Source organism: Candidatus Mycoplasma haematominutum 'Birmingham 1' (assembly GCF_000319365.1).
GTDB lineage: Bacteria > Bacillota_I > Bacilli_A > Mycoplasmatales > Mycoplasmoidaceae > Eperythrozoon_A > Eperythrozoon_A haematominutum.
On sequence record NC_021007.1, the window covers coordinates 274,005 to 288,053 of the forward strand.

General features: G+C 36.0%; 15 protein-coding genes. All 15 read right to left on the reverse strand.

All coding sequences use genetic code 4. From position 1 onward, the window contains the following. Nucleotides 1-40: 40 nt before the first annotated feature. Nucleotides 41-922 (reverse strand): F0F1 ATP synthase subunit gamma, encoded by an 882-nt coding sequence (locus MHM_RS01470; RefSeq protein ID WP_015511664.1) that lies wholly within the window; start codon nucleotides 920-922, stop codon nucleotides 41-43. A gap of 49 nt (nucleotides 923-971) precedes the next feature. After that, entirely contained in the window at nucleotides 972-2,513 is a 1,542-nt protein-coding gene (atpA, locus tag MHM_RS01475) for a F0F1 ATP synthase subunit alpha (RefSeq protein ID WP_015511665.1), read from the reverse strand. A gap of 2 nt (nucleotides 2,514-2,515) precedes the next feature. After that, nucleotides 2,516-3,073, reverse strand: coding sequence for a F0F1 ATP synthase subunit delta (locus MHM_RS01480; protein ID WP_015511666.1), 558 nt, complete (start codon nucleotides 3,071-3,073; stop codon nucleotides 2,516-2,518). Nucleotides 3,074-3,085: 12 nt separating this feature from the next. Beyond that, entirely contained in the window at nucleotides 3,086-3,691 is a 606-nt protein-coding gene (locus MHM_RS01485; protein ID WP_015511667.1) for a F0F1 ATP synthase subunit B, read from the reverse strand. After that, nucleotides 3,655-4,398 (reverse strand): F0F1 ATP synthase subunit A, encoded by a 744-nt coding sequence (locus MHM_RS01490; protein WP_146222366.1) that lies wholly within the window; start codon nucleotides 4,396-4,398, stop codon nucleotides 3,655-3,657. Before MHM_RS01490 ends, MHM_RS01485 begins: the two co-directional genes overlap by 37 nt. A 4-nt stretch (nucleotides 4,399-4,402) precedes the next feature. Further along, entirely contained in the window at nucleotides 4,403-4,891 is a 489-nt protein-coding gene (locus MHM_RS01495) for a hypothetical protein (protein ID WP_187286212.1), read from the reverse strand. Nucleotides 4,892-4,936: 45 nt separating this feature from the next. Continuing rightward, nucleotides 4,937-5,575 carry a hypothetical protein gene (locus MHM_RS01500; RefSeq protein ID WP_015511670.1) on the reverse strand — a complete coding sequence of 213 codons (639 nt, stop codon included), beginning with the start codon at nucleotides 5,573-5,575 and terminating at the stop codon, nucleotides 4,937-4,939. A gap of 5 nt (nucleotides 5,576-5,580) precedes the next feature. After that, nucleotides 5,581-6,762, reverse strand: coding sequence for a hypothetical protein (locus MHM_RS01505; protein ID WP_015511671.1), 1,182 nt, complete (start codon nucleotides 6,760-6,762; stop codon nucleotides 5,581-5,583). Between the two features lie 24 nt (nucleotides 6,763-6,786). Further along, the gene (locus MHM_RS01510) at nucleotides 6,787-7,656 is read right to left on the reverse strand and encodes a hypothetical protein (protein WP_043902105.1); all 870 of its coding nucleotides are present in this window, start codon (nucleotides 7,654-7,656) and stop codon (nucleotides 6,787-6,789) included. A gap of 7 nt (nucleotides 7,657-7,663) precedes the next feature. Next, nucleotides 7,664-8,728, reverse strand: coding sequence for a ComEC/Rec2 family competence protein (locus MHM_RS01515; protein ID WP_187286213.1), 1,065 nt, complete (start codon nucleotides 8,726-8,728; stop codon nucleotides 7,664-7,666). Nucleotides 8,729-8,838: 110 nt separating this feature from the next. Continuing rightward, on the reverse strand, nucleotides 8,839-9,201 hold the full coding sequence (locus MHM_RS01520) for a hypothetical protein (RefSeq protein WP_146222369.1): 363 nt from the start codon (nucleotides 9,199-9,201) through the stop codon (nucleotides 8,839-8,841). Nucleotides 9,202-9,288: 87 nt separating this feature from the next. Next, nucleotides 9,289-11,793 carry a valine--tRNA ligase gene (gene valS, locus MHM_RS01525; protein ID WP_015511675.1) on the reverse strand — a complete coding sequence of 835 codons (2,505 nt, stop codon included), beginning with the start codon at nucleotides 11,791-11,793 and terminating at the stop codon, nucleotides 9,289-9,291. Between the two features lie 31 nt (nucleotides 11,794-11,824). Next, nucleotides 11,825-12,082 (reverse strand): YneF family protein, encoded by a 258-nt coding sequence (locus MHM_RS01530; protein WP_015511676.1) that lies wholly within the window; start codon nucleotides 12,080-12,082, stop codon nucleotides 11,825-11,827. Next, complete coding sequence (locus MHM_RS01535; protein WP_015511677.1) at nucleotides 12,083-13,078, reverse strand: hypothetical protein; 996 nt, start codon at nucleotides 13,076-13,078, stop codon at nucleotides 12,083-12,085. A gap of 2 nt (nucleotides 13,079-13,080) precedes the next feature. Next, nucleotides 13,081-14,049 carry a hypothetical protein gene (locus tag MHM_RS01540; RefSeq protein ID WP_043902107.1) on the reverse strand — a complete coding sequence of 323 codons (969 nt, stop codon included), beginning with the start codon at nucleotides 14,047-14,049 and terminating at the stop codon, nucleotides 13,081-13,083.

The following is a 14,049-nucleotide window of genomic DNA, read 5'->3' on the forward strand; positions in this document are numbered from 1 at the left end:
TTTTAGCCCCCTACCACTCTAAAAAATTCCTAGTAATCCACTAGGTTTTACATTTCAGTGCAGCTGTAATTTCTGAAATTTCCTGTGTAATTGTAGCTTGACGAGCTTTTTGATATATTAGATTGTATTCTGCAAGTTTCTCCTCTACTGATTTAATTGCATTGCTCATTATCTCTCTTCGCTGATCATGTTCAGCTATCTTTGACTCCATTAACGCAATGAGGAGAGCCTGCTCAGCATATGTAGGAAATAATTCAATAACACTATCTAGGGGTTTCATTCTATAATCGTAAGACTCATATCTTACGCTTCTTTTATTCTTCCTAAAGTATTCTGACTGATCAGTAAAAGGTAATAGCTTTACTATTTTAAAGGATTTATCAACTCCTCTGTACAATAACCTCAGATAGTAGCATCCTCTATTTATAAATTCTCGGAGTAGTAGAGTAGTGATTTCACCCACTTTTTTCACTAATTCTGACTGAGGTAATTCAGAATCATAGAAACTAATGATACGTTCACTTATCTTAGGATAATTCTGCAATAGTGATTTCACCTTTTTACCAAACACTATCAGATAACTTCTCTTAGTGTCGAAATTTTCAATTAAGTTTTCAACTATTTGCTTATTGAATCTGCCGCAGAGAGATAGATCAGAACCAATTACTATTCAGAGAAAAAATTTATGAACTAGTGCAGCGCCTAAATTAAATCTAGAGTTAGATACCTTATGGTCATGTTCATAACTTGAATAGAATTTTTCAAATAACATTTTTATTCCTGCGTTGTAATCCGCTCCTTCCTGAAACATTTGCATATACCCTTTTCACTTAGTTAGGGAGATTAACTGTAAAGCTTCAGCTATCTTCAAAATAGATTTCATATCTTTAATTTTTCTGGAAATATGTATTAAATTTCCCATTAACTAAGTTATCTCTTTACCTGAATCTCCCCCTAGGGGAGTAGGAAGGTTAAATATTTAGCTCTCTACCAGAAGAGTAGGAAACATCTCTATTAGCGCTCTTAAAAAGCTGAGTTAATTCAGCTTTAGTCTCAATTCCTATCTTTTCTCCCAACGGCAACGATTTATACAATCTATGGGTTCTCCATAATTCTAGGGCTCGACGACATACTACTGAAACTGATTCAGCCCTCTCTATCTCCAGTATCAACTTGGCTGAAATAAAATGCAGTAGCAAAACCTCATCTTGGGGACTATAGGGATTTAATGGAGCTTGTCTTAATATAGGTAAAATTCTATCTCCAATAGCTAAAACCTTCTTAGATTCTTCATTTAAGTCTGAGGAAAACTTTGAAAATTCTAGTAATTCAAAATATTGAGAGACAAAGAGTTTTAGATCACTAGTCATGCTCTTTATTGCACTCTCCTGTGCGGCACCTCCAACCCGAGAGACAGAATTTGAGAGATCAATTGCTGGTCTCTGTCCAGAATTAAATAAGTTAGTCTTTAAAAATAATTGACCATCTGTGATGGAAATTACATTACTTGGAATATAAGCTGCAATGTCATCAGATTGAGTTTGAATGATAGGTAAAGCTGTTATAGAGCCTCCTCCATTCTCGCTGGAAAGTTTACCTGCTCTCTCCAATAGTCTACTGTGCAGGTAGAAAATATCACCAGGGAATGCTTCTCTCCCGGGGGGAAAGTTCAATAATAGTGAGAGAGTCCTATAGGCTATTGCATGCTGAGTTAAATCATCGTAAACAATTAGAACGTTCTTACCCTTTCTCATTCAGTATTCAGCAATAGTGATACCCACAAAAGGTGCTAAAAATTGCAGGGCTGGAAAATCGGAAGCGCTTGCTACAACCATAGTGGTGTAATTTAACGCACCTACTCTCTCTATCTCCCTAGCAATCTGAAATACATTGGAGTTTTTCTGCCCAATAGAGACAAAAACACAGTAAACATCTCTGCCCTTTTGATTCACTATTGCCTCAATAGCTAGTGAAGTCTTACCAGTTTGTCTATCTCCAATGATTAACTCTCTCTGCCCTTTTCCGATCGGAATCATTGCATCTATAGCTAATATTCCGGTATAGAGAGGCTCACATACAGAACTTCTCTCCATCACCTCCGGTGCTGCATCCTCAACTTTAGCTCAACCCTCTACAACTATCGCTCCGCCCCCGTCTATAGGCGCACCGAATATGTTCACAATTCGACCGAGCAGAGCATCACCAAACGGTGCTGAAAATTGTTTACCTGTCTTAACAACAGTCATGCCTTCTGCAATTTTGTAGTAATTACCTAGTGCCACTGCACCTACACTATTTTCCCTCAACACAAGTATCAAAGCTTCAATACGTTCATCCCCTATCTGCACCACTTCATTCAGAGAGCAGCCTGATAGTCCTGAAAGAATTAAAATACCGTCCTGATTTGAAAGCACCTTTCCAGTTTCCTCTTCTCGTAGAGCTTCCTCATTATCTTGAATTAATCTCTTAAGAATGTCTGCATACTCCTCTAATCTTTGACTAGGTTTAGACATCTCTATCTAAGAAATTGTTTTTTAATATCGCTTAATTTTTTGGAAAGCGAACACTCCATTACAGCATCATCATATTCGAGTTTTATGCCCACAATCATCTCGGAAGATAATACGTAATCTAGCTTGATGTTTTCTCCAAATCGTGCAATTAAAGTTTTCTCCAGTTTAGATTTTTGATCACTACTCAAATTATCAGAACTGTGCACTTTTATATACTTCAGACTTAACAAATACTCTAATTTATCTATTAACGTTTCTAAAAATAACACCAAGTGATTAATTAATTCAAATTGGATTAATAACAGTATTGTAGAGGGCAAATATTTTTGTTGAAATGCAAATAATCTAATTAATTCTCTTGTAAATTTTTCCTTTTTTTGATTATTAACTGAGGGGGATTCCAGAAAAGCTGAAAATGCAGGATACAATCTCAAAAAAGTGAGTAAACTTTCGCTTTCTTCGCACAATCTGGAATAATCATCTTTTTCAGAATAGCAAGAAATTAAAGCTGAAGAAAATTTCAAAATTCTCTCCCTACTCTGCTCTATTCCCTTAGCCATTATTGGCTAAGTTTAACTCTTCTTCTGGTGAGAGGTATTTTTCTGAAACGCAGTATCTATCTCACTTAGATAGTTACCAATAATCTTTGACTGCACCTTTTTATCTATTGAGGCTTTAATTAATTTTTCTGCTAACTCTACAGATAGGGAAATTATCTTATCATTAACTGTCCTTTTTGCCTCCAACTCTATCTCTTTAGCCCTTAAAGATGCTTCTCTCAGAATTGCATGTTTCTCCTTTTCAATCTCCTCCATTTTTTGGGCTATCATGCGTTTCTCTCTCTCATCTTTCTCTGACAGGAACTTAGTATGCTCTGCTGCTAAATTCTCCCTTCTCTCAGAAAGTGCCCCTAAAGCTACCCTAGTCTCTTTAGTTACAGTCGCTAAATCTGTGTGTGCCTTATCCAACTTCTCCTTCTGTTTTACTATGAATTTATTTGTAGGTTTTCAAAAAAAGTAGACAATGAACACTATTGTTGAGATAGAGGAGAGTATGTGTGCAACTATTACCTGTGGAGATGCTGCCACGAAGAATTTAATGAAGTCTTGGATTAATGATGATAGTCCACCATTGTCAGCGGCTATTTTCCATGTTCGACGTGTTTGGCCATCATCCAATACGAAAGAGTTAAAAGTAGGAAAATCATAGAGTGAAGTGCTCCATCTACGACATCAAAATAGAAGTGAAGTGGAAATGAAGCAATAGAGGAGATTGAGGCAGAACCTGCAAGTCCTGCACTAGTTTTTACTGATTCTAGAAAAGTACTCACTAAAAATAATACTAGTGCTCCTGCAAAATAATTCCCCCAGAGTCTAAGTCCCAGTGAAACAACTTTGCCCAACTCTCCAAGTAATTTCAATACATCAGGAATTGGAACTACCTTTTTGCCCTTACACTTCATTCAGACAAAATATTCTCTACAGAAACCTCATCCCTTTGCAGAAATACCTATTCCTACAGTACCGGCAAACACCACAGCGGAAATGCTAAGAGGTACTAGTGCAACAGCCCCTATTCCCCGAAATCCAAACATACTCACTAAACTTGTGCCTCAAAAATAAAAGACTATGTATATAAGAAAGGGAATTGCAAATTTATATCTCTCCCCCAACATCTGAAGTGAACTCTTTTTTACCCACCTAATAAAGAGAAATACCAAAAATGTAAATTTAGGTAATCTCTGATAAGTTTGGGCCTTCTCAATGCTGCACCTATAATATAGTCCTAAGAGTAGTATCAAAATCGTCACTGCTAGCGCCCCTCCTATAAATTCTTGGGTAGTATTATTGTCTTGACTATTAAAAAAGGGGAGCAAAGCTGCCACAATACTAAATTCTGAAAAACAATCTGTAACTTCAGTTAGGTATATACACTAATGAGGTAAAAGCCCTCAATGTAGGAAGCAATACAGCCCCAGCAAGGGCATATCACTTATCAAAATAATAGTCAACCCCGGTGCTATTCTTTATAGCCTCTGAAGAAAGTCCGCAACCCAATGCAAATATAAAAAGAGAGGAGAGAAACCCTAGCAGGCAAACGCCCGCTACGGTAAATTTAAGCCCGAAAAGAGCCCTCTTGCTTTTAGGGTATAGAGAGGTAGCTGCTCAGTAAGAGTAGTTGTTCTTTAAAAGTTGAAGTTTAAATGCTTTTAGTAATAATTGAGGCTGTCAATTTAAAAATGCAAACTGAATTCCTGAGGTAAGTATTGCAGTAATAACTCTAGGGAATTTTCCACTAACTGCATCTGAACCCTTAATTATTAAATCCCAGATAAATGAGAGTCCAATATAAGCTGAAAGAGCCAATACTGAGCTCATAATATTGAGTCGAAATCACCTTTCACTTTCCAAATATTTCCTGCTCTAGGCAGCTGCGGTTTGAAGTTTTATCTCCTCTTCAGCTCGTATTCTAAATTGTTTCAACTGAGCCCTTCTCAATTTCAATTTTTCCTGACCATATCTAAATACCTCAAATAGTCTCTTATAGCTCAAACTCAATAGAGCTATTAGGAATCAGTGAACGACTCACAATACAATTCCATTCAATTTAGTAATTTCTCCATTAGAGGTTAACACTAACTGTTGAGGAGATGTCTGATGCGTTCAAGAAAATCCATTAAATACTCCTACACACACCATTGCGGCTCAACAACTTAATAACCAAGCATTAAAAGTTCACCACAGTCAGACTAGTAATTTATTTCTAGAAATCAAAAAACTCTTGTAGGAGGGGATACGTAACACCTTTCAGAATCTATATCTATAAATTACAAAGGAAATAGAAAACACTACTACTCCAATAGCGGAATAAAAAAGTAATTGATAGTCTCTACTCTGTGTAAATAAGGCAATTAATACTCCCGCAATAATTATTAGGTGAACAAAAAATCCTATAAAGCATCCAAAAACAATATTTGGAATCAAATTGAAAAACAATAATGGTCTATACTTATTTCTTCTAGGAGTTGCGCCCCTCAACAGAGGTACACTTGCCTGAATCATTTAAATTACCTGTTTAGATAGGGAGGGCTTGAATATTTATTTAACAATCTCTCTATTAATTCCTTATTCTTCTTAGGATTTAAAAAGAAAAATCCTACAAGGAAAAAAGTTACTGAGATAATTACAACCGAAACTAGGAGGGCAAAAAATACAGTGGCAGAAGTATCTCCAGAAAATAGGGAAGAGTAACCTCCATCAGCTGAAGAAGTTCCTCCAACCGAACTTAACAGAAATCAAGAGGAGAGAAAAAAGTAGTAGAAGAAAATCTTTCTACTAAAACAATACTTAAAGTTTTCATTTTCTAATCCTCTATTATTTTCCCTTCAGGAGAGTAAGAAAAATATAAAACTCATCACTGTAAAGAGTGTAGGATGTCATTTTCCATTACTTCCACCTGAACCACTTGAATTTGAGGTAGCATTAATTAGTGCAACTAAAAATGTAACGCCGCTGAAGACTATTCCCACAAGACAAAGATAGGAAAAATACTTCTTCAATATAGGATTTCTTGAAGGTTTGGAGAGATAAACATACACTCTTCCGCTTCTGATTTCCCTCTCCAACCTCTCCATTGCCTGAGTTTTAGAAACAATATATTCAAAGCTCTCTTCATCATCCATATCCCCCAATTTGTGCACTCGAAATATATTTCTGTATATAGATAATCCTCCCCAATGTTTTGATGAAGCTCTCCCCCTTTTTCCGGACAATACTTTCTGAGTCCTCCCCTCCCCTTCAAGTTGATTCTCGGGCTGTACTTCAACTTCAACAGTCTCAATAGAAGCATATTTAGACTGAATTTCACTAACATTACTTGTCTTTAGATTAAGTCCATAGCTATTTAAAACTCAAACATATATATAGTTAACCTCATCAACTCACTCTTTTTCTCCAGCATAATTGCTGTTAAAAACTGTCTCAACACTTACCTTCTTAGATTTACTTTTCTCAAGAGCTTCCCTGAATTTAGGAATTAATCCTTCTACCTGATTTGAGTTAAAACTTAATTTTCCTAACTCCCTAAAGAGACTGAAAGAGGTAGTGAGGAAATCAATACTCTCCTCCTCTCCAGTACTTAAATCATCTAGGAAGCGACCGCAAAAAGATAACTTAGTTAGATAATCTTTGACTAATTCAAATAGTGAAGAGCAGGCTCTGCTCTCCATTTCACTCACTTGTAGAGACATATTTAACTTAACTCTATATCCACCTTAATTCATCCACAAGAGAGGCCTTAACGGCCTATTCTTCCAGAAGAAGTAGGTTACAGGGGAAAAAGAGTCTTTTTTGATTTTAAATATATAGGACTCTGTGAAAATAAAGAAATTATAACTTAATTCCCTGATAGCTAATAGAGTTTCAATATTGTGTCTACTATTTCAAAAATTGTAATTTAGAGAACTACAGAAAGAACGCAAAAACTCCTGAATAAAACTACTAGAAGTGCTGACTTTCAGCAAAAATAAATATCATTCTTTAATTCTTCCAGTAAGATATCACTCTAAAAAGGATCATTTTTCATCTAAATATTCAACTACATTATTGGAACTAATAATTGCCCTTAAAGTTGACTCGCTTAATTCATCTTGACTAGAGCTTCCCAACAATTTCAATTGCTCTACTATACCTCGAATCTGAATAGCACTATTTAGTCCTCCCTTTTTTACCAAAGATAAATAGTGAGGTGAAAGTGTTACCTCCTCCCTTTTGAGCACTAACTCTAAATATTTAATTCTTGACTTTAAAGATGCTCTATTCAATAGATAATTTCTGTCCTCTAATTTTTCTATTAAGGATCAAGGTAAGGTTACCTTTTGCTCAACCAATTTAGTAATTAATATAGTTGCATCAAGTGCAAGGCTACTAAATAGTTTTTCTATGTCTGCAAAAGAACCTATAAAATCTTCAAACAAAAAATGCTTTATCTCCCCAAACAAACGCACCTGAAGTAGTTGATTCTTGATATCCTCGAAACTTGGTCTACGCAAATGTAGCATTTCCGCTCCTTTAAATTTTTCTAAGAACTCCTCTATCTTCAGCTCTAGAGAGTCAATATTTCTAGAAATATATATTCAGAGCACTACCCTCCTAGGCGAACCTAGAATTTAGCTGAACTCCTTTTGAGTACCTATACTCCTCTCCTGAGGACAAGTACAATTTAGAAATCATTAATCCCAAACATGCAAGTATAGCACTAAAGTAAAGAGGCTCTAAATAGGACCCTTTCTCCCTCTCAATATAAGCACCGTTTAATCCTAAGGTAAATATAAAAGAGCTAAATCATTCATACACTTTTATTCCAATACTACTTAAGAAGGGAAAGTGTCAACTCACTAGAAAGAAGATAAATACAAGTGTAATTATTGGAGTCAAAAACAATTGATTAAGAATTGAAAGTGGAAATAATTTTCTAGTTTTGTATGAGAATGTAAATGTAGCAATTAAAGCAGCAATGCTCATTTTTAGCACTCAATTTTTTAACTTTAAAAGTTCTAGTTTATCAATAAGTCTGAACAGAAGGGAAATGGAGTATGATAGGAAAAAGCCTAGAGAATTTATAGAATGGGGGAAGAGTAAAAAGGAGCATCAGCTAGCTTTTGCTCACTTAATTAGGGGAGTAGTCTTCCTGTCTTTCAGAATTTCACTTCCCGATTCTTCCAAAAAAACTCTACAGGAGGGAACTGAAAATGCAGTAGCTCAACTATATGTACCTAAAACCACTAATACTAAAGCTCTGCTCAATTTTTTAGAGGGAAGGCGGCTCCCTAGTTTCTCAATTATTTTTTTCAGAATATTTAGGTGCATCCCACTCACCACCAATAGGTGGGTGACTGAAAGTTGATTCAGCTGAGTTAAAAATGGTTTTAACTCTACTCCTTTCTTATTAAAGAGTAGGTAGTTTACAGCCACTCCTGTTTCCCCAGAATACCTAGACTCCACTATCCTAACCAATCTTTCTTGTAGTCAACTTCTGCAGCAAGAAAGGAAGGGGGATAATCCTATTTTTTCTGTAACAAACAGGGAAGAAGCTTCTCAGAAATGATAAAAAACAACAGTGCCTCCTAATCATCAAAATGATTTAACTCAGGAAAGCCGAAATAGATAGATATATCAGATAAGTAATGGCGCAAACACCAGGCTATTAGGTCACATCGGAATAAAAACAATAGCATACAACAGCACAAAAGATAGGAATAATCATTCTTTCTCACTAATTTTCAGATAGCGCAATTCATATAGTTAATGTCTATAACTCTCATTTTTTAACTATTTCTAATCATTTCTCGAATAGAAGACTTAAAGTGAGTAAGTCAAAATTTTCTGTAACTTACTACTCCTACAACTCAGTAGAGTACAGCACCGAAACCGATAATTGAACAAAAATTTAGAAGTGGAGAGTCACTTCCATTAGCAGTTCAATATACAGAATATTTAGAGTTATTTCCTATAGCTCAAATATCAATTACATAGAAAATAGATAACACTGTATTAACTAGCAGAACAGTACCTAAGACTATTCAGGCAAATGGAATTAAGTTCCTGAAATAATCTCAGTGCCGACTTCAAAAAGTTGCAATTAACCTTCAACGAAGCTTAGGAAACAGATAAAGTAATCCGAAGAACATTAGTAATAATAGAGGGCAAGTCAGTCAGTATCAAAACATTAGTAACCTAGTGGGAAAATAAATATCTTTTGCCTCAGCAGCCATTAATTATCTCAGCTGTGCTTCTAATTCTGAGTAAAACTTGTACATTGAAGAATAGTCCCTATATTTAACTCTTTCTTGCTTTAAGAGCCCCTCCGGAGCGTTCTCCTTGAACGATTCTCGAGAAAGTATTTGCTTAGCTCGCTCCACCTCAAAAGCATATTTCCTAGCCTCTCTTTCTACATATTCAGCATATTTACCTCTATCAAAAAAAGCACCTTCCAACTCAAAAAAAAGCGCGCCGATTTTGATCGTAGGGAAGTGTGCTTCTCTCCTTATATTAGCGCACCGCACTAGAAGATGATTTAACTTCTTAAAGTAGTGCCCAAACTCCTCTAACTCTCTCTCAGTATGTTTAGACTTAGGGGTCAATATAACAGTCACCTTGACTGTTCTAGAATAATCCAGTGAGAGTGCCTGATATATTCTCCTTACCTCTCTCATATATTCAAAGAATCACTCATATCTGAGAGAGTCATTTGTAATTTGATCTGGATAGAAATATTTGGGATACACTCCCCTAATTTCCCTACCAAATATCTCTCTGTATGTTCTGGTTGCAAAAGCTGGGGCTAAAGGATAAATTATTCTGGTTGCAACCTCTCAAGTGTAAGCTAGGAATTTTATAAGATCTGTACTCAAATTTTGCTCTAACTTAAATAGTTCAAGGAATCTATTGGAAAGGCTCTCTGTGTAAAAAGTCATAATCTCCCTAACCAGTGAAAAATAATCATATTGAGCATAAAGCTCCTCTATTCGCTCACCAAGAAGTGTGAAATTTCTATATATTCAGCGTTCTACTCACCTTAATGTTTGAAAATTGAAGTGATCTGGTTTCTCCAGTAGTTGTCTATTCAAATCAGGATTTATTTTTTGTTTAAAAAAACTGAATATATGCTCTAATTTATGTAAAAAGGTAGCAGCCTTTTGAAAGATTAATTCACTATATCTGATATCTCTATCAAAATTAGTATTCATTAGAAAAGCTATTCGTATTACATCAGAACTATACTTCTCGTAAAGTGCTTCGGGAAGTATTCCATTTCCCAGAGATTTAGACATTTTCTCTCCCGCCTTATTCTTTAATAATCCGTGTAAATAAACATTTTTGAAGGGCAATTTTGCAATTAAGTGATATGAAAGGAACAACATTCTAGAGACTCAGGGTAGCAAAATATCTTTCCCTGTAATTAAGGTATTGAAGGGGAAAAATTTCTCCCTATCTCAAGGCTTTCCCTCAAATACTATAAAAGGTCAGAGTGCTGAGGAGAATCAAGTGTCTAGCACTATATCTTCCTGACTCTCTCTTTCAGGATTAGTAACTTTTTGGTTAACTCTGTATTTTCTAAATTTCCTGTCATAGACTATCGGTACCTTTATGCCCCAGGGTATTTGCCTAGAAATGCATCAGTCTTCCATATTATCTAGATAGGTCAATAGTCTCTCCTTTTGAGAGGCAGGATAAACCTTAAATTTAAACCCACCTTCCCTTAGGGTGCGTGCAACTTTCCTAGCTAAAACAGCAGCTGAGAGAAATCACTGCTCTGTAACCATTTTTTCTATGAGTGTATTACTTTTTGTGGAAAATGCTAGATTAGTCTGATAGTCTTCCACTTTTTCTAAAAATCCTAGTTTAGACAATTTAGCTATTATTTTTTCCCTAGCTAAAAATCTATCTAATCCCTTGAATTCTTCAGTAAGTGCATTTAATCTCCCATCTTCATCAATAACAGAGATTGAGTCAAGTGCATATTTTTTCCCTAGCTCCCAGTCTAGAGGGTCATGGGCTGGAGTGCACTTCATTACTCCAGTACCGAATTCCTGATCAATTGAGACATCTGAGAGTATTGGTATTTCTTTTTTAACTCCAGGAATATAAACTTTTTTTCCAATTCACTTGATATACCTCTCATCATTGGGATGCACAAAGAGAGCTGTGTCTCCAAAAATAGTTTCAGGCCTTGAAGTAGCAACTGTTAAATACTCTTCGTCCCTCCCATCAGCTGCAAAATATTTCAGATAGTAGAGTTTGGAGGTGGAGGATTTGTATTCTATCTCGCAATCAGATAGTACCTCCTTAAGTTGAATATCTCAGTTAACTAATTTTTTAGCCCTATAAATTAATCCCTGGGAGAACAACATTGAAAAAACACTAAGTACGAATTTCCTTGAATCCTCTTCGAGTGTATATCTACTTCGGGAAATAGGAAGTGAAGAGGAGATTAGTGCAAATTGAGAGTGAATCTGACTTTTTAGACTTTCTGCATATTTATGCATCTCAGCTAAGTATTCTGATTCTCTATCCCTCGAAAATTTCGCACCGTAAAGGGAATCAAATTTAGATTGAAAGGAAAGGCCTGCATGATCTACTCCAATAGCCCAATATGTAGAAGTTCTCCTAATTTCCTCTCACTTATACCTAAAGTCTTGAAGTATGATATTTCAGAGATGTCCAAGATGTAATGCTCCAGTGAGGTTTGGAGGGGGAAGTAAAAGTGAGTAAAAACTCACTTTTAACTTACCTCTCTCCTAGAGTGTTTTGTTAATTCCTAGTTTTGTTGTTTACTGCTGCCAGCATCTGCTTAATTTGCTTTTCTGTGGGAGTTCTGCCTATTTGCTTGTAAAGTTCTCTCACCTGGGAAGCAGTAATCATATCTTTTCTGCCTATTTGCTTGGAATATTTTCAGGTAGCAAATTTTCAGGTAGCTACTGCAGAAATAATCATACATGCAACTAAACCTACTCCTCATCCGATGTGTTCACTGTTAAAAAAGAGAAGTTCAGAAAAAACTCAATGCATCTATGATACAGAACTAATGCAACTCTTTATATCTTCTCACTTCAACTCTCGCTTTCTAGTTTTTTCATGCAACTTCTCTAGTGAACATGGATCGGTATTATCTCTTGAAGGTGAACTCAACTTATATGGAATGGGTCAATTAATCTTTAGGGAGTAATTTTTATTGCCTCCATTATTGCTGGAGGGAATTTCCTTCAATTTTTTATATGAAGAATAGTCAAAAATTCCATAATTGATACGTCCGCTTAAAGTTCCAGACTGTAACTTCTCCTTGGTTAATGATGCGGAGGGTGTAGTTTCAGCTGTTTGAGTAACTACTGTAGTAGAAGTTGAACCATTTAACTTAAGCTCAAGATCAACAATAATTGGAGACATTAAACAATTTTTTGATCATTTTTCTGAACCTAAAAATAATTCTTTCACAACCTCAAAAGCATCAGACTTAGAAATCTTGCATGCATTTGCAATTTTCGTAACAGCACCATTGCTGCTTTTATTCTCTTGCTGTGTATTTTTGTCGTACAGTACAAACATATTAGCTACATGCTGCACCTCTAGATATTTAGTAATTGTTTCTAGTAGATAGGAGGCTACTCCTGACTCTAGTTGATTCTCACTACTTCCTACAGAAAAATATTGAAGCTCACATTTTGGACCAGTTGTTTCAGCACTTACAGATGTTTGCGGTTCCGAAACAGTTTTCTTCAACTTAGAACTATCAGAAATACATCACTTGTATTTAGAATAATTCCCTAATTCCGAAAGTGGTACTTGAGCCACTAGATCGGCTGTGCCGTTTTGTTGACTTCCTCCATTATTTTTTATAAATAGTTTGACTCTCGAATAGAGACCGTGAAAGGTTGAAGACTCTCAACCAGTAATATTTAGTCTTCCCTGAGAACTCAGTGCAAAAATACTAAGTATTGGAATTGCGGCCAACACAGTTGCGAAAGCAGCCCCCCCCTGCCACTGGCTAAATAACTCTCAAAAGCTCACTATTACCTAGCTGAGGTGAAGCAGCTAGAAAGTGCTGAAATACTTAACTGTTGTTCCATTACTCGTGCGTGAAAAGCATTGAGTGAGCATTGCTCTAATGTTGAGTCTGAAAGTGAATAAACAATTGGTCAATTAACCTTAACTGACACTCCCTTTTGATTACTACTGGACTTTACTAAATTAGTAGTCCAGTAGTCAAAAATACCATACTTTAAAACACCAGATAAACTTCCACCAGCTAGCTTCTCCCTAGTTAACGCACCTATATCCTCAGAGTTGGTTGAGGTTGGGAGTCTCAAATTAAGTTCTACAGCAGTCGGGGAAGGAAGACATTTTTTAGCTTTAGCTATAGAGTGCAGAAAAAATTCCCTTACAACATCTCTATCTTGAGCGGAAGAGATACTGCAATCTCGACTCAACTGCTTTAACTTGGAGCTAGAGCCTGAAAAATTTACCTTATCATCATAAAACATGACCATATTAGCTGCGTGCTGAACAGAAATATACTTAGTAGTTAAGTCAAGTAGATAATTTAATACCTCTTCCTTTAAATCGCTGGTACTTGTAGAGGGGGAAATGAGTTGACAAGTGGGAGTTTCCGTACTTGCAACTTGCTTGGCCTCCACTTTTGCCTTTAAGTTTGAAGAATTTGGTAAACAGTACCTATATCTAGAGGCAATTCCAAAGTAGTTTAGCGGCACCTCCACAATTAAATCAGGAACTTGACTTTCTGAACTTTTGCCCCCCCCTGTGCTAGTTTGGACGATATCGGAACTTGATTGAGGTGTTTTGATATTTTTTAAAAAAAGCCTAACCCTAGAATAAAGACCATTTAAAGTTGGAAGTGTTCAACCATTGACGACGAGCTGAGGTGTTTCTGTTTTCGAAAAATGTAATAATAACAGGGGTAGGACTAGTCCACTAAAGACTCCTCCAACTTTTCAAGCCTGGAGTCATTCCAGAAACGACAC